Genomic DNA, 16,730 nt, shown 5'->3' on the forward strand with positions numbered 1-16,730 from the left:
CGCAGTTGATCCGGCACGGTTTTCTGGGCTACTGCATAATTCAAGTGCTGCAGCGTCCTTTGCGCGTCTCAAAAAGACGCACGGCGCTGTGGCGGACGCAAAGCCGATAAGCCACCCCGACAGAGATGCGGAAGAGCACGTTGAAACAAAGAGAAGGCCGGCCGGGCCAGAAGAAAACATCAGGTCCTTCCGGTGAAAGCCGCAGGGACGATCGGGCAGGCCGGCCGCCAAAGCCGGTCGCGCGGCCGGCGGCAACCCGCGAGGCGGTGCGCGAGGCTGCTGTGCCTGCCGCCGTCGTGCGTCCCCTGATGACACGCAGCGGCGAGCGTCCGACTGAGCGCGTGCCCGTCATCCTCGAATCGCTCGGGGCCGGCGACTTCCACCTGATCGACAGCGGCAACGGCGAAAAGCTCGAGCAATACGGCCCCTACCGCATCATCCGCCCAGAGGCCCAAGCGCTGTGGCGGCCTTCGCTGGCGCCCCAACTCTGGGAAAAGGTCGATGCCGTCTTCACCGGCGACACCGACGAGGAAGGCACCGGCCGCTGGCGCTTCCCGAAAGGGGCGCTCGGCGAGACCTGGCCGCTCAATCTGCTCGGCGTCGATTTCCTCGGTCGCTTCACCTCCTTCCGTCATGTCGGCGTCTTTCCCGAGCAGATCGTCCACTGGAGCTGGATGAAAGAGCAGGTCGAAAAGGCCGGCCGACCGCTGAAGGTGCTGAACCTCTTCGGTTATACCGGCGTCGCCTCGCTTGTCGCCGCCGCAGCCGGCGCCGAGGTTACCCATGTCGACGCCTCGAAGAAGGCGATCGGCTGGGCAAGGGAAAACCAGGCGCTTGGGCGCATGGAGAAGTTGCCGATCCGCTGGATCTGCGAGGATGCGATGAAATTCATCCTGCGCGAAGAACGCCGCGGCAGCCAATACGACATCATCCTCACCGATCCGCCGAAATTCGGCCGTGGCCCCAATGGCGAAGTCTGGCATCTCTTCGAGCATCTGCCCCTGATGCTCGACGTCTGCCGCGAGATCCTGTCGCCAAAGGCAGTGGGCCTGGTGCTGACGGCCTATTCGATCCGCGCCAGCTTCTATTCGATCCACGAGCTGATGCGCGAAACGATGCGCGGCGCCGGCGGCGTGGTCGAATCCGGCGAGCTGGTGATTCGCGAAGCCGGCACCGACGGCAAGACGCAGGGCCGCGCGCTCTCCACCTCCCTCTTTTCCCGCTGGGTACCGAAATGAGCAAGGACTTCCACGATCAGGGACCGCGCAGGGTCGGACAGGTGAAGGAAGTCACCTCGCTTGCCAATCCGATCATCAAGGACATCAAGGCGCTGACGAACAAGAAGTCGCGCGAGGAAAGCGGCACTTTCCTCGCCGAAGGGCTGAAGCTCGTCATCGATGCGATCGAACTCGGCTGGGCGATCCGCACGCTGGTCTATGCCAAGGCCGCCAAAGGCAAGCCGCTGGTCGAGCAGATGGCGGCAAGGACCGTCGCCTCGGGCGGGCTGGTGCTCGAAGTCAGCGAAAAAGTGATCGCCTCAATCACCCGCCGCGACAATCCGCAAATGGTCGTCGGCATCTTCGAGCAGCGCTGGACACCGCTCAAGGGGATCCGGCCAAAGGAGGGCGAGACATGGGTGGCGCTCGACCGGGTGCGTGACCCCGGCAATCTCGGCACCATCATCCGCACGGCCGATGCGGCCGGCGCTTCCGGCATCATTCTGCTCGGAGAAACGACCGACCCCTTTTCGCTCGAAACCGTGCGTGCCACCATGGGCTCGGTCTTTGCCGTTCCGGTCGCGCGGGCGACAGCTGAGGAATTCATCGCCTGGCGGAAATCGGCCGGCGTTTCCGTCGTCGCGACGCATCTTGCCGGCGCGGTCGATTACCGGACGATCGACTACCGGAAAAAGCCGGTCGTGCTCCTGATGGGCAACGAACAATCCGGCCTGCCGGAGCAACTGGCCAGGGAGGCCGACGCGCTTGCCCGCATACCGCAGCAGGGCCGCGCCGATTCCCTGAACCTCGCCGTCGCCACCGCCGTCATGCTTTTCGAGGCGCGCCGCCATCTCCTCTCACTTGCCGAGGGCAAATGACCGAACAGACGCATGCACGCCCCGCGCTGTTTTCGCGCCCGGCACCGATCCTCTTGTTCATCGTCGTCGCCGTTCTGATCGACCAGGTCGTCAAGATCGCCGTCGATCACACTCTGCCGCTGCAGGAGGCGGTGCCGGTCGTTCCGATGCTGGCGCTCTACCGCACTTACAATCTCGGCGTCGCCTTTTCGATGCTGTCTGGCATGGACGGCTGGTTCATCGTCGGCATGCGGCTCGTCATCGTCGCCTTCGTCATCTGGCTGTGGCACCGCACCGCGAAGGACCGCTGGATCGCTCATCTCGGTTATGCGCTGATCATCGCCGGCGCGATCGGCAACCTCGTCGACCGCTTCGCCTATGGACATGTGATCGATTACATTCTTTTCTACACCGAGAGCTGGTCCTTCGCGGTCTTCAATCTCGCCGACAGTTTCATCACCATCGGCGCCGGTTGCGTCATTCTCGACGAGCTGGTGCTGCCAAAAAAGGCCGGCCGCTAAAATCTTATCGAAATCCTGAAGGCATTCGGAACGGGCCTCATGTTATCCAGATAGCATGCAGAACCTGGGACAGTTGCAGGAAAGATTGTCCGCCGCCTTCGGTGGACCCGCCGCCAAGCCGCATGAGAAGCGGATGGAGGCCTCTTCCTCACGACCCGGCGCATCGACAGCTCAGGGAGCCGATGATCGTCAGAGGGGAACCGCACCGACAAGGCGCCTGCTGTTCTACTGGCTGGGCGGCGCCGGCCTTCTTGCCGCAATGATCTTGATGCTGCTTGCCCATGCCGGCGATCCGTTGCTTCTTTCGGGCGGCCTTGTCGTTCTTGGCCTTGCCGTCGTCGCCAGTTATGCCCTGCTGATGGTTCGACTGCGCAAGACAGGGCAGGGCCCCGGCAAATCCCTGCAGGATTGGAACGCTGGCGCAAAGCTGTTTGCCGACGTGCACGACGTGCTCGGCGACATCACGGTCAGCAGGACCATGGACCGGCGCATCATCTCCGCCAACGATACTTTTCGCCGCCTGAGCGGGCGGCTGCGTCCGGAAGGAAAAACCTGCGAGGAGATCGGGCTTGCCTTCCGCCCCGGGCCGATACCGCACTGCTACGATGTCGAGATCTCGACACCGGAGGGCCAGCGCATCTTCCTCTGGCGCGACGTCGTCACCCGCGACCCGGCAAATGGCCGCCTGCTGTTGCAGAGCGTTGCCCGCGATGTGACCGACGAGCGGCTCATCGCGCAGGGTCGCGAAGAGGCCCGGCAGAAGGCCGAATATAACAGCGCCGCCAAATCGAGACTGCTTGCCACCGTCAGCCACGAGGTGCGCACACCGCTTTCCGGTATCCTCGGCATGACGCATCTGATCGCCGAGACACGGCTGACGCAGGAACAGCAGAACTATCTCGCGAACATCCGCCAGTCCGGCCATGCGCTGACGCAACTCGTCGAGGACCTGCTCGACTTCTCCACCATCGAGGTCGGCCGCTTCGCGCTGCACCCGCGCTCGGAATCGCTGCGCAAGCTTCTGGAAAGCGTCGTCGAGATGCTCGCCCACCGGGCGCATGAAAAGGGTATCGAGATCGGCGCCACAGTGTCGTCCGACGTGCCCGAAAATATGAGCTTCGACCCGGCGCGGCTGCGCCAGGTTCTCTTCAACGTCATCGGCAATGCCGTGAAGTTCACCCAGGTCGGTGGTGTCTTCATCCGCGTATCGCTCGACGCCGACGATATTTCGATCACCGTCACCGATAGCGGCCCCGGCATGACGACGGAGGAGCAGGCGCGCGTCTTCGGCGAGTTCGAGCAGGGTGGGGGCGTAGCCGACAAGAGCAGCGGGACCGGGCTCGGCCTTGCCATCTCCGCCCGTATCATGCGCGAATTTAACGGCGCGCTGACGGTTGCCAGCGAAAAGGGCAAAGGCAGCGAATTCACCATCCGCTTCCCTGTCGATATCGGCAATGAGCGCCCCGACCGGCGAAACACGCTGCTTGCCGGCAACAGCGTCGTGCTGCTGGCCCCGGCCGGTGCGGCGCGCACAGCCATTGCCGAGACGATCACCGCGCTCGGCGGCCTCTGCCATCTCGTCGGCGACGGCGAGACGGCGCGGACGACGCTGCTCGGCTTGGCAAAGGGCGGACGCCGGCCGACCGATATCATCATCGACCACCGGATGTCGGCGGAATTTTCCGCCCATCTTGCCGATCGCGCCGAAATCGCCGCGCTTGGCCTGCGCAAGGTGCTGCTCGTCAATCCGGAAGAGCGCAGCGCCCATCCGCTCGACCTTTTCGACGCCTGGCTCATCCGCCCGCTGCGCGAGCAGTCGCTGATCGACGTGCTGCGCGGGCGCATGCGCGGCATGGAGAAGCGCGACGCGCTGAACGACAACCAGCCGGGCTTCGGCCTTTCGGTGGCGGAGACGCTTGTTGCCGCCAGCGGGCTCAGCATCCTGCTCGGCGAGGACGACCCGATCAATGCCATGCTGGTGCGCGTCGTCCTGGAAAAGGGCGGGCATAAGGTGCGCCATGTCGAAGATTTCGAGGCCCTGCTCGACTGCGCGCTCTGCGAGGCGAATGCCCGGCCCGATATCATCATCAGCGACCTCTCGATGCCTGGTGGTAACGGCATCGAAATGCTGGGACGCCTGCGCGGCCATGAACGGCGGCTCGATCTTGCCTCGGTGCCGGTGATCGTGCTGACCGCCGACAAGAGCGACGAATCGCGCCGCCAGGTCTTGCTCAACGGCGCCAACCGCGTCATGGTAAAGCCGGTCGATCCGGTGCGGCTGCTGACCGAAGTTCAGGCGGTTGCCGCCCTTTCCGCCCGCCGGGCAGAGGCGCGGTGAGCGCCTCAAAAACCGGCACGCTTCTTGCGCCTGGAAACTCAAAATGTCACTTTCCTGTCGCAGAGAAGTGTTTTATGGCGTCGATAAGCCGGCAACGGGAGAATCGTCATGTCCGCCATCGACATCCTGAATCGTGACACTACCGCGGAGCCCGCACGGCCCTCGACGGCTGCTGTACAGAAGGACGGCGATATCCTCGGCCGCATCGGCAATCTGGAGACCCGCCTTGCCCGCACGGCGCGCGAGATCGATGCCGCCCAGGCCGTGCGCTACCGCGTCTTCGTCGACGAAATGAAGGCGCAGCTGCCGCTGGATGCCATGCGCCGCCAGCGAGATGTCGACGCCTATGACGCTGTCTGCGATCATCTTCTCGTTCTCGACCGCTCGATCGAGGGCGACCCGGAAGACCAGATCGTCGGCACCTACCGGCTGTTGCGTCAAGATGTCGCGATCGCTAATGGCGGTTTTTACTCGGCTTCCGAATTCGAGATCGACGGCCTCATCGCCAAACATCCGGACAAGCGCTTCATGGAGCTCGGCCGCTCCTGCGTGCTGCCGGAATACCGCACCAAGCGCACCGTCGAGCTGCTGTGGCAGGGCAACTGGGCCTATGCGCTGAAGCATGGCGTCAGCGCCATGTTCGGCTGCGCCTCTTTCCCCGGCGTCTATCTCGAAAGCCACGCGCTGGCGCTGTCCTTCCTCTATCACAATGTGCTGGCGAAGAACGAATGGGCTGTCGGCGCCTTGCCGCATCTGGCCCGCAACATGGACCTGATGCCGGTCGAGGCCATCAACCCGAAGCGGGCGCTGATGGCGCTGCCGCCGCTGATCAAGGGCTATCTGCGCCTCGGTGCAATGGTCGGCTCCAGCGCGGTCGTCGATCATGCCTTCAACACGACCGACGTGCTGATCGTGCTGCCGATCACCAGCATTTCGGACCGTTACCTGAATTACTACGGCGCCGACGCCGGCCGCTTCGCGAGCTAGAGTTCCTAGTCGCCAGGCCCGGGCAATGCTTCAGGGCATGATCTCTATCGGGGTATGGTTGGGGACGCGGGCCCAGATATCGCGCATCTCCGCGTTGGTTACTGCAACACACCCATCCGTCCAATCCCAAAGGTAATGGACGTTTCCGAACAAGCCCCAGCCATTGGGAAGCCCGTGGATCATGATATCGCCCCCGGCAGGAAAACCGCCGGCTTCAGCGTTGCGCCGATCATCCGTGTTTGGATAGGAAATGTGCAGGCTCAGATAGTCCATCGACTTTGGATTTCGCCAGTCTATTTCATAACGCCCTTCAGGTGTTTTCTCGTCTCCTTCTCGTTGCTTTGGCCCGGCGTCGGCAGCCGTGCCGAGAGAAATCCGGTATGTAGAGATGGGAGCATCGCCTCTCAAAAGGACCATGCGGCGTTCGGATTTATAAACGCGAATGAGGTCAGCCCGTTGTTCCAACGGCGCATCTGGAGGCGGCGAGCCTGAGCCGACCCTGGCCATCAATTTCGTATAAGCGAAACAGCTGGCGACCACGATGGCTAAAACAACAAGCTTGTTTCTCAACATGATCTCATCTTCAGGATGTGCGCTCGAGGCTGGGCACCATCGGCGGCAACGTCAGCAGGCGTTGGCGATCATGATGCTTCACCGTTCGGCGCCAGTCTAAAGCCATATAATTGCCCGGCCGACGCGCTGTCGGCCGAGCACCGGAAGGCGTCTCAGAAACGCAAGCGAGTTTACGACCCCCAGTAGGCGGCGATCGCCGCCATGTTGACGATGTCGCTGTCCTTGGCGCCCATCGAGGTGATCTGCACCGGCTTGTCGAGGCCGACGAGGATCGGGCCGATCACCGTGGAACCGCCGAGCTCCTGCAGCATCTTGGTCGAGATCGAGGCCGAGTGGAAAGCCGGCATGACGAGCACGTTTGCCGGCCCGGAGAGCCGGCAGAAGGGGTATTGCTCCATAACCTTGCGGTTCAGGGCGACGTCGGCCGCCATCTCGCCGTCATATTCGAAATCGACGCGGCGCTTGTCGAGGATCTTCACCGCCTCGCGCACCCGCTCGGAGCGTTCACCCGAGGGATGGCCGAAGGTGGAATAGGCCAGCATGGCGACACGCGGCGGATAACCCATGCGTCGCGCCAGACCGGCGGCCTCTTCGGCGATATCGGCAAGCTCTACGGCCGTCGGCATGTCGTGCACCGCGGTATCGGCGACGAAGACTGTGCGGCCGCGGCAGAGCGCCAGCGACACGCCGATGACGCGGTGGCCTGGCTTCTCGTCGATGCAGCGGCGCACATCTTCGAGCGCCGTCGAGTAGTTTCGGGTGATGCCCGTCACCATGCCGTCGGCATCGCCGAGCGCCACCATGGTGGCGGCGAAGTGGTTGCGGTCGTTATGGATCAGCCGCTGGGCGTCGCGGTGGAGATAACCGTGCCGCTGCAGCCGGGCATAGAGATAGTCGATATAGGCCTCGACCCGGGTCGAAAGCCGGGCATTGACGATTTCGAGACCGGGCCGGTTGAGATCGATGCCGGCGCGTTCCGCCGTCGCCCGGATCAGATCCTCGCGGCCGAGCAGGATGGCGGTGCCGAGCTGCTGGTTGGCGTAGGACATGGCGGCGCGCAGGACCTGCTCTTCCTCGGCCTCGGCAAAGACGATCCGCTTCGGACGACGGCGGACGCGCTCGTAAAGGCTGGCAAGCGTCGAGGCGATCGGATCGCGGCGCGCCGAAAGCTCGCGGGCATAACCCTCCATGTCGGTGATGACCTTGCGGGCGACGCCGCTTTCGATCGCGGCTTGCGCGACCGCCACCGGGATTGCCGAGATCAGGCGCGGATCAAAGGGAACGGGGATGATGTATTGCGAGCCGAAACGCGGCCGGTTGCCCTGATAGGCGGCGACAACGTCATCGGGCACATCCTCGCGGGCAAGGTTTGCCAGCGCGTTGACGGCGGCGATCTTCATCGCATCGTTGATTGTGGAGGCGCGGACATCGAGAGCGCCGCGGAAAATATAGGGAAAGCCGAGGACGTTGTTGACCTGGTTCGGATAGTCCGAACGGCCCGTCGCCATGATGGCGTCGTCGCGGATACGGGCCACCTCTTCCGGCGTGATCTCGGGATCGGGGTTGGCCATGGCGAAGATGATCGGCCGCTCCGCCATCGAGCGGATCATCTTGGCCGAAAACGCGCCCTTCTGCGACAGGCCGAAAATGACGTCGGCACCCTTCATCGCCTCTTCCAGCGTGCGCGTGTCGGTTTTTGCCGCATGCGCCGATTTCCATTGGTTCATGCCCTCGGTGCGGCCCTGGTAGATGACGCCCTTGGTGTCGCAGAGGATGACGTTTTCAGGCGCAAAACCCATCGCCTTGATGAGTTCGACGCAGGCGATCGCCGCAGCACCCGCGCCGTTGCAGACGAGCTTCGTCGTCTTCAGGTCGCGGCCGGTCAGCTCCAGCGCATTGATCAGGCCGGCAGCGGCAATGATTGCCGTTCCATGCTGGTCGTCATGGAAGACGGGAATGTCCATCAGTTCGCGCAGCCGGCTTTCGATGACGAAACAATCCGGAGCCTTGATATCCTCAAGGTTGATGCCGCCGAAGGAAGGACCGAGGAAGCGCACGCAGTTGATGAACTCGTCGACATTTTCCGTATCGATCTCGAGGTCGATGGAATCAACGTCGGCGAAGCGCTTGAACAGCACCGCCTTGCCTTCCATGACGGGCTTCGAAGCCAGCGCGCCGAGATTGCCGAGACCGAGGATTGCCGTGCCGTTGGAAATAACGGCAACCATATTGCCGCGCGCCGTGTAATCATAGGCGGTTTGCGGATCGGCGGCGATCGCCTTGACGGGCACGGCAACGCCCGGCGAATAGGCAAGCGAGAGGTCGCGCTGCGTCGCCATCGGCTTGGTCGGGTTGATCTCCAGCTTGCCGGGCCGGCCCATTGCGTGAAAATCGAGCGCCTCCTGGTCGGTAACCGAGGTCACCGGCCGGTCCTTCTTATCGATATCGGGCATAAATCCTCCAACGTCCTGTGGGCGACGCTTTGCTCTTCCTCAAATGCTGTTGTCATCTATAGCGGCGCGCGGATAGGGTTGGCACCTGTTTTTTTGGGAAAAACTCCACCTCCGTGAACGCACGAATAGACACAGGAAATGAAGCCTTTTCGGCGGCCGAGCTCGCCACGGCGGAAAGCCGTGCCTCGGCGACGCCGATGATTGAGCAATTTATCGAGATCAAGGCGAACAATCCGGGTTCGCTGCTCTTCTATCGGATGGGCGATTTCTATGAGCTGTTCTTCGAGGATGCGCTGGAAGCCTCACGCGCGCTCGGTATCACGCTGACCAAGCGCGGCCAGCACATGGGCCAGGATATCCCCATGTGCGGCGTTCCGGTGCATGCGGCCGACGACTATCTGCAGAAGCTGATTTCGCTCGGCTTCCGCGTCGCCGTCTGCGAGCAGATCGAGGATCCGGCGGAAGCAAAAAAACGCGGCGCGAAATCCGTCGTCAGGCGCGACGTCGTCCGCCTCGTCACTCCCGGAACGATCACCGAGGAAAAGCTGCTTTCGCCCTCGGAATCCAACTATCTGATGGCGCTGACCCGCATTCGCGCCAGCGGCGAGGCCCTGCTGGCGCTTGCCTGGATCGATATTTCCACCGGCGTCTTCCGGCTTGCCGAGACCGAAGCCTCGCGCCTGCTTGCCGATATCCTGCGCATCGATCCGCGCGAACTTATCCTGCCCGACACCATCTTCCACGATCCCGAACTCAAGCCGGTCTTCGACGTGCTCGGCCGGACAGCGGTGCCGCAGCCGGCCGTGCTCTTCGACAGCGCCAGCGCCGAAGGCCGGATCGCTCGGTATTTCGGCGTCGCGACGCTCGACGGCTTCGGCACCTTTTCGCGCGCCGAGCTTGCGGCGGCGGCTGCCGCCGTCGCCTATGTCGAAAAGACGCAGATTGCCGAGCGGCCGCCGCTTGGAAAGCCGGAACGGGAAAGTGCCGCCTCGACGCTGTTCATCGACCCCGCTACCCGCGCCAATCTCGAGCTTGCCCGCACGCTTTCCGGCGATCGCAACGGTTCGCTGCTGAAGGCGATCGACCGCACTGTCACCGGCGGCGGCGCCAGGCTTCTCGCCGAACGGCTGATGTCGCCGCTGACCGATCCCGCCCGCATCAATGCGCGGCTCGACTCGATCGGCTTCCTGATCGACGAGCCCCTGCTCTGCGGCAATCTGCGCGACACGCTGAAACATGTGCCCGACATGCCGCGCGCGCTGTCTCGCCTGGCGCTCGATCGCGGCGGCCCGCGCGATCTCTGGGCGATCCGCCAGGGTCTTGACGCGGCGGGCGGAGTTGCGGCCATGCTCGGCAAGGCGATGCTGCCCGAAGAGCTCAGTCAGGCGCTGTCCGGGCTGCAGGCCCTTCCCGCGGCAGTGGAGAAGCTGCTTGCCGAGACGCTCGCCGACGAATTGCCGCTGTTGAAACGCGATGGCGGTTTTCTCCGCGCCGGCGCCAGCGCCGAGCTCGACGAGGTCCGGGCGCTACGCGACCAGTCGCGCCGCGTCATTGCGGGCCTGCAATTGCAATATGCCGAGGAGACCGGCATCCGGTCGCTGAAGATCAAGCACAACAACGTCCTTGGTTATTTCATCGAAGTCACCGCCGGCAATGCCTCCCCGATGACGGAGACGGCGGACGCGAAGGCCCGCTTCATCCACCGCCAGACGATGGCGAACGCGATGCGCTTCACCACGACCGAACTTGCCGACCTCGAAAGCCGCATCGCCAATGCCGCCGACCAGGCGCTGACCATCGAGCTCGAAGCCTTCGACAGGATGACGGCGGCCGTCGTTGCGGAAGCCGAGGCGATTAAATTGGGCGCCCGGGCGCTTGCCGTCATCGACGTCGCCGCAGGCTTGGCGCTTCTCGCCGAGGAGCAGGCCTATTGCCGCCCGCAGGTCGACGGCTCGAAGATGTTTGCCATCGAAGGCGGGCGCCATCCGGTCGTCGAGCAGGCGCTGCGGCGGCAGGCGGGGGGTCCCTTCGTCGCCAATCATTGCGATCTCTCGCCCAAGACCGGCGACCGGGACGGCGCGATCTGGCTGCTGACCGGCCCTAATATGGGCGGCAAGTCGACCTTCCTGCGCCAGAACGCGCTGATATCAATCCTGGCTCAGATGGGATCCTTCGTGCCGGCGACATCGGCCCATATCGGCATCGTCGACCGGCTTTTCTCGCGTGTCGGCGCCTCCGACGACCTGGCGCGCGGGCGCTCGACCTTCATGGTCGAAATGGTGGAAACGGCGGCGATCCTCAACCAGGCGAGTGACCGTTCGCTCGTCATCCTCGACGAGATCGGCCGCGGCACCGCCACGTTCGATGGTCTTTCGATCGCCTGGGCCGCCGTCGAGCACCTGCATGAGGCCAACCGCTGCCGCGGGCTGTTCGCCACGCATTTCCACGAGCTGACCGTGCTTTCGGAAAAGCTTGGCCGGCTATCGAACGCGACGATGCGCGTCAAGGAATGGGACGGCGACGTCATCTTCCTGCACGAAGTCGGGCCAGGTGCGGCGGACCGCTCCTACGGCATCCAGGTCGCGCGCCTTGCCGGGCTTCCGGCCTCGGTCGTGGCGCGGGCCCGCGACGTGCTGACCCGTCTGGAGGATGCCGACCGCAAGAACCCGGCGAGCCAGCTGATCGACGACCTGCCGCTTTTCCAGGTGGCGGTGCGCCGCGAGGAAACAGTCCGTGGGGCCTCCAAGGTCGAGGAGGCGCTGAAGGCGATGAGCCTTGACGACATGACGCCGCGCGAGGCAATGGATGCGCTTTACGATCTCAAGAAGAAGCTGAAATAGGAGCGCGCCATGTTCATGGAAAAACTGGTTCGCGAAACCGAGCGCCTCTCGCTCATCTGCTCCATGCTCGACACGATGCGGCGCGCCGATAAGGACCGCAACGCGCGCGGCTGGACGTCGCCAATCGGCATGCTGAAAATCACCCGCTGCTGCGCTGTGATCTCAGAGCTCGGAACGTCGATCGCCAAGGCGGGCTATCGCGAATGCGACAGGCAGGCGCTTGAGGAGATCATGCGCGAAACACGGCAGGTGCTGCATTTGCTGAATGCGCGAGCCGCCGGCTGAGGATTTCGGGAAAGCCTAAGGATTTCGGGAAAGCCGGCCTTGCGTCAAAGCGCCCTGCCTCTTGCAGCGAACCAACACCATTTCGCCAAATTTAAAGGTTCTTGCAGTATCAAAGCCCGTGTCAATCGCCGGGCAAAGGGGCTATAGCGCATGCAGACGAAACCAGCGGCAGGCCGTGAACCGGCAGTCCGGCATGAACAGGAAACCGCCCCGGCGACAGCGATGCGCGACCTCGATTTCTCCAGTATCCTCGACGTCGAGCTCTTGCAGAAGCAGTGTGACGCCGTTGCCGAGGCCAACCGCAACCGGCCCGACATCCTGCGCGCCGATCTTCTGGCCGTGCTGAAGAAGGCGAGCACGGAGGGCCGGCAAAAGGCGCGCGAGGCACTGATGGCCGACGGCGGCGGGCTGAACTGCGCCTACCGGATTTCCTGGCTGCAGGACCAGATCACCACCGTCCTCTACAATTTCGCCACCGCCCATATCTTTCCGCATCAGAAAAACAAGTTCGCGGTGACCGCCGTCGGCGGCTACGGCCGCGACACGCTGGCGCCCGGCTCGGATATCGACCTGCTGTTCCTCTTCCTGCCGCGGCCGGCGGAAGAGACGCACAAGGCGGTCGAATTCATGCTCTACGTGCTCTGGGACATGGGCTTCAAGGTCGGTCATGCCACCCGTACGGTGGAGGAATGCATTGCGCTTTCCAAGTCCGACATGACGATCCGCACCGCCATTCTGGAGATGCGCTACATCTGCGGGCTGCAGCGGCTGGGAACCGAGCTCGAGACCCGCTTCGACAAGGAAATCGTCACCGGCACCGGTCCCGAATTCATCGCCGCCAAGCTTGCCGAGCGCGACGAACGCCACCGCAAGGCGGGCGACACACGTTATCTGGTCGAACCGAACGTCAAGGAAGGCAAGGGCGGGCTTCGCGACCTGCACACGCTGTTCTGGATCTCGAAATATTATTATCACGTGCGCGACCAGGCGGAACTGGTCAAGCTCGGCGTGCTGTCCAAGCACGAATACCGTCTGCTTGAGAAAGCGGACGATTTTCTCTGGGCGGTGCGCTGCCATATGCACTTCCTGACCGGCAAGGCCGAGGAGCGGCTGTCCTTCGACATCCAGCGCGAGATCGCCGAAGCCTTCGGCTATCATACGCGCCCGGGCCTTTCGGCCGTCGAGCGCTTCATGAAGCACTATTTCCTTGTCGCCAAGGATGTCGGCGATCTCACGCGCATCCTCTGCGCTGCGCTTGAAGACCAGCAGGCGAAGTCGATCCCGGGCCTGACCGGCGTCATCAGCCGCTTCACCCATCGCAATCGCAAGATCGCCGGCAGTGTCGAATTCGTCGAAGACCGCGGCCGTATCGCGCTCGCCGACCCCGAGGTCTTCAAGCGCGATCCGGTCAACATCATCCGGCTCTTCCATGTCGCCGACATCAACGGGCTGGAATTCCATCCGGACGCGCTGAAACGCGTCACCCGTTCCCTCGCCTTGATCGACAGCAGCCTGCGGGAAAACGATGAGGCGAACCGCCTGTTCATGTCGATCCTGACGTCGAAACGTGATCCGGCGCTCATCCTGCGACGGATGAACGAGGCCGGCGTGCTCGGCCGTTTCATCCCGGAATTCGGCAAGATCGTCGCGATGATGCAGTTCAACATGTATCATCACTATACGGTCGACGAACATCTGATCCGCACGGTCGACATTCTCTCCGAGATCGACAAGGGACGCGCCGAGGATCTGCATCCGCTCGCCAACAAGCTGATGCCCGGCATCGAGGATCGCGAGGCGCTGTATGTCGCCGTTCTCCTCCACGACATCGCCAAGGGCCGGCAGGAGGATCATTCGATCGCCGGCGCCCGCGTCGCCCGCAAGCTCTGCGCCCGCTTCGGCCTGTCGCAAAAGCAGACCGAGATCGTCGTCTGGCTGATCGAAGAACATCTGACCATGTCGATGGTGGCGCAGACCCGCGACCTCACCGACCGCAAGACGATCACCGATTTCGCCGACCGCGTGCAGTCGCTCGACCGGCTGAAGATGCTCTTGATCCTGACGATCTGCGATATCCGCGCCGTCGGTCCGGGTGTGTGGAACGGCTGGAAGGGCCAGCTGCTGCGCACGCTCTATTATGAAACCGAGCTGCTGCTCGCCGGCGGCTTTTCGGAGGTCTCCCGCAAGGAGCGGGCCAATGCCGCGGCCGACGCGCTGCGGGCCGCACTCGCGGACTGGAGCCAGAAGGACCGCAACACCTATGCCAAGCTGCACTACCAGCCCTATCTGCTCTCTGTGCCGCTGGAGGACCAGATCCGCCACGCCCATTTCATCCGCCAGACGGATAAAGCGGGCCAGGCGCTCGCCACCACGGTGCGCACCGACAGTTTCCACGCGATTACCGAGATCACCGTGCTGTCGCCCGACCATCCGCGGCTGCTCGCCGTTATTGCCGGCGCCTGTGCCGCGGCCGGCGCCAACATCGTCGACGCCCAGATCTTCACCACATCGGACGGGCGGGCGCTCGACACCATCCATGTCAGCCGCGAATTTACAGACGATGCCGACGAGCTGCGGCGGGCGGCGACGATCGGACGGATGATCGAGGACGTGCTGTCCGGCCGCAAGCGGCTGCCCGAGGTCATCGCCACGCGCGCGCGCAACCGCAAGAAAAGCAAGGCTTTCGTCATTCCGCCGTCGGTCAACATCACCAACAGCCTGTCGAACAAGTTCACCGTCATCGAAGTCGAATGCCTCGACCGGCCGGGACTGCTGTCCGAGATCACCGCCGTGCTGTCCGATCTGTCGCTCGACATCCAGTCGGCCCGCATCACCACCTTCGGCGAGAAGGTGATCGACACCTTCTACGTCACCGATCTGGTCGGCCAGAAAATATCCGGCGACAGCAAGCGCGCCAACATCACCGCCCGGATGAAGGCCGTCATGGCCGAGGAGGAGGACGAACTGCGCGAGCGCATGCCCTCCGGCATCATCGCGCCCGCCGCCACCGCCCGGACATCGCCCTCCACCGACAAGAAAGCCGGTTCCCCCGTATGAACCAACACGCATGAGCCCAAACGCATGAGCCTCGTCAAGAAATTCGCGACCGTTGGCGGCGCAACCCTCGGGAGCCGCATCTTCGGCTTCGCCCGCGAAACGCTGATGGCCGCCGCCCTCGGCACCGGACCGATGGCCGACGTCTTCTACGCCGCCTTCCGCTTTCCGAACCTTTTCCGCCGGCTGTTTGCCGAGGGTGCCTTCAACGCCGCCTTCGTGCCGCTCTTTGCCAAGGAGATCGAGGCGAACGGCACGGACGGCGCCAAGCGCTTTTCGGAAGAAGTCTTCGGCGTGTTGTTTTCGGTGCTGCTCCTCATCACCATCGTGATGGAGCTTGCCATGCCGCTCTTGGTGCGCTTCGTCATCGCGCCGGGTTTTGCCGATGATCCCGACAAGTTCTCGATCACCATCCGCATGGCGGCGGTGATGTTTCCCTATCTGATGTGCATGTCGCTGACGGCAATGATGAGCGGCATGCTGAATTCGCTGCACCATTTCTTTGCCGCCGCCATCGCGCCGGTCTTCCTCAACGTCGTGATGATCGGGGCGCTGTTTTATGCGCTTTATACCGGCGCCGATCCGCTGGCGACGGCCTGGTATCTCTCCTGGGGCGTTCTTGCCGCCGGCGTCCTGCAGCTCGTCGTCGTCTATGTCGGCGTGCTTGCGGCCGGCATGAGCATCGGCTTCCGTTTCCCGAAGATGACTGCGAACGTCAAGCGGCTGCTGATCCTGGCGGTGCCGGCTGCGGTGACGGGCGGCATCACCCAGATCAACCAGCTGATCGGCCAGGCGATTGCGTCGTCCCGTGACGGCGCGATCGCAGCGCTGCAATATGCCGACCGCATCTATCAGCTGCCGCTCGGCGTCGTCGGCGTCGCCGTCGGCGTGGTGCTTCTGCCGGAACTGGCGCGTTCGCTGAAGGGCGGCAACCTGCGCGAGGCTGGAAACCTGCAGAACCGCTCGATCGAATTCGTGCTGTTCCTGACGATCCCCGCCGCCTTCGCGCTCTGGATCCTGTCCGACGAGATCATCCGCGTGCTCTACGAGCGCGGCGCCTTCCATCAGGAAAACACCGCCGTCGTCGGCTCGATCCTGGCGATTTACGGCATCGGCCTGCCGGCCTTCGTGCTGATCAAGGCGCTGCAGCCCGGCTTCTATGCCCGCGAGGACACCAAGACGCCGATGCGCTTTTCGGCCATCGCGGTTGCGACCAACTGCGCCACGGCGCTCACCCTCTTCCCCTATATGGGCGCGCCCGGCATCGCGGTTGCCGAAGCCACTGCCGGCTGGATCAGCACCGTGCTGCTGTTCATCACGCTTTTGCGCCGTGGCCACCTGACATGGGAATGGGCGCTGGCAAAGCGCACCGCCCTGCTGATCGTCGCTGCGGCCGTCATGGGCGCTGCCATCGTCTTCCTCAAACAGCACTGGGCGCCCTGGCTTGCCTCCGGCGCGCCGCTTCTCACCAAGATCGGCACGCTCGGACTGCTGATTGCGATCGCGATGCTGATCTATTTCGCCGCCGCTTTCCTGGTCGGCGGGGCAAATCTCGGCATGATCCGACGCAATCTCAACCGCAAGCCGGCGAAGACGGAAGGGTGA

The 16,730-nt window shown here is 63.6% G+C and carries 11 protein-coding genes; 9 read left to right on the forward strand and 2 right to left on the reverse strand.

What is annotated here, in order from left to right; all coding sequences use genetic code 11:
- Nucleotides 1-140 precede the first annotated feature (140 nt).
- The 5 genes from HFO99_RS08310 (at nucleotide 141) to HFO99_RS08330 (ending at nucleotide 5,920) form a co-directional block, all read left to right on the forward strand.
- Entirely contained in the window at nucleotides 141-1,238 is a 1,098-nt protein-coding gene (locus HFO99_RS08310) for a class I SAM-dependent methyltransferase (RefSeq protein WP_222360495.1), read from the forward strand.
- Complete coding sequence (locus tag HFO99_RS08315; protein WP_222248303.1) at nucleotides 1,235-2,095, forward strand: TrmH family RNA methyltransferase; 861 nt, start codon at nucleotides 1,235-1,237, stop codon at nucleotides 2,093-2,095. Before HFO99_RS08310 ends, HFO99_RS08315 begins: the two co-directional genes overlap by 4 nt.
- On the forward strand, nucleotides 2,092-2,595 hold the full coding sequence (lspA, locus tag HFO99_RS08320) for a signal peptidase II (protein ID WP_222248304.1): 504 nt from the start codon (nucleotides 2,092-2,094) through the stop codon (nucleotides 2,593-2,595). The genes HFO99_RS08315 and lspA overlap by 4 nt, the downstream gene beginning before the upstream one ends.
- A gap of 55 nt (nucleotides 2,596-2,650) precedes the next feature.
- Entirely contained in the window at nucleotides 2,651-4,933 is a 2,283-nt protein-coding gene (locus tag HFO99_RS08325; RefSeq protein WP_222360497.1) for an ATP-binding protein, read from the forward strand.
- Nucleotides 4,934-5,041: 108 nt separating this feature from the next.
- The gene (locus HFO99_RS08330; protein ID WP_222345737.1) at nucleotides 5,042-5,920 is read left to right on the forward strand and encodes a GNAT family N-acetyltransferase; all 879 of its coding nucleotides are present in this window, start codon (nucleotides 5,042-5,044) and stop codon (nucleotides 5,918-5,920) included.
- A gap of 30 nt (nucleotides 5,921-5,950) precedes the next feature.
- Here the strand turns inward: HFO99_RS08330 and HFO99_RS08335 are convergent, their stop codons facing one another.
- Entirely contained in the window at nucleotides 5,951-6,490 is a 540-nt protein-coding gene (locus HFO99_RS08335; RefSeq protein WP_222345800.1) for a murein L,D-transpeptidase family protein, read from the reverse strand.
- Between the two features lie 173 nt (nucleotides 6,491-6,663).
- Complete coding sequence (locus tag HFO99_RS08340) at nucleotides 6,664-8,946, reverse strand: NADP-dependent malic enzyme (RefSeq protein ID WP_222345736.1); 2,283 nt, start codon at nucleotides 8,944-8,946, stop codon at nucleotides 6,664-6,666.
- A gap of 113 nt (nucleotides 8,947-9,059) precedes the next feature.
- Here HFO99_RS08340 and mutS point away from each other — a divergent pair, with 113 nt between their 5' ends.
- The 4 genes from mutS to murJ all read left to right on the forward strand — a co-directional run bounded on the left by mutS (nucleotide 9,060) and on the right by murJ (nucleotide 16,730).
- Nucleotides 9,060-11,786 (forward strand): DNA mismatch repair protein MutS, encoded by a 2,727-nt coding sequence (mutS, locus tag HFO99_RS08345; RefSeq protein WP_222345735.1) that lies wholly within the window; start codon nucleotides 9,060-9,062, stop codon nucleotides 11,784-11,786.
- 9 nt (nucleotides 11,787-11,795) lie between these two features.
- Nucleotides 11,796-12,071, forward strand: a complete 276-nt coding sequence (locus HFO99_RS08350) for a hypothetical protein (RefSeq protein WP_003544896.1) — start codon at nucleotides 11,796-11,798, stop codon at nucleotides 12,069-12,071.
- A gap of 150 nt (nucleotides 12,072-12,221) precedes the next feature.
- Nucleotides 12,222-15,128: a [protein-PII] uridylyltransferase gene (locus tag HFO99_RS08355; protein ID WP_222345734.1), complete on the forward strand. Its 2,907-nt coding sequence runs from the start codon at nucleotides 12,222-12,224 to the stop codon at nucleotides 15,126-15,128.
- A 24-nt stretch (nucleotides 15,129-15,152) separates the two neighbouring features.
- Nucleotides 15,153-16,730: a murein biosynthesis integral membrane protein MurJ gene (murJ, locus tag HFO99_RS08360; protein WP_222360498.1), complete on the forward strand. Its 1,578-nt coding sequence runs from the start codon at nucleotides 15,153-15,155 to the stop codon at nucleotides 16,728-16,730.

It is taken from the genome of Rhizobium leguminosarum (genome assembly GCF_019798305.1).
Taxonomy (GTDB): Bacteria; Pseudomonadota; Alphaproteobacteria; order Rhizobiales; family Rhizobiaceae; genus Rhizobium; species Rhizobium leguminosarum_U.

Excerpts from the sequence above, each read along its gene's own strand:
- HFO99_RS08315 (WP_222248303.1), top strand. The coding sequence starts at position 1,235 with ATGAGCAAGGACTTCCACGATCAGGGACCGCGCAGGGTCGGACAGGTG.
- lspA (WP_222248304.1), top strand. The coding sequence starts at position 2,092 with ATGACCGAACAGACGCATGCACGCCCCGCGCTGTTTTCGCGCCCGGCA.
- HFO99_RS08325 (WP_222360497.1), top strand. The coding sequence starts at position 2,651 with ATGCAGAACCTGGGACAGTTGCAGGAAAGATTGTCCGCCGCCTTCGGT.
- HFO99_RS08330 (WP_222345737.1), top strand. The coding sequence starts at position 5,042 with ATGTCCGCCATCGACATCCTGAATCGTGACACTACCGCGGAGCCCGCA.
- HFO99_RS08340 (WP_222345736.1), bottom strand. The coding sequence starts at position 8,946 with ATGCCCGATATCGATAAGAAGGACCGGCCGGTGACCTCGGTTACCGAC.
- HFO99_RS08350 (WP_003544896.1), top strand. The coding sequence starts at position 11,796 with ATGTTCATGGAAAAACTGGTTCGCGAAACCGAGCGCCTCTCGCTCATC.
- HFO99_RS08355 (WP_222345734.1), top strand. The coding sequence starts at position 12,222 with ATGCAGACGAAACCAGCGGCAGGCCGTGAACCGGCAGTCCGGCATGAA.
- murJ (WP_222360498.1), top strand. The coding sequence starts at position 15,153 with ATGAGCCTCGTCAAGAAATTCGCGACCGTTGGCGGCGCAACCCTCGGG.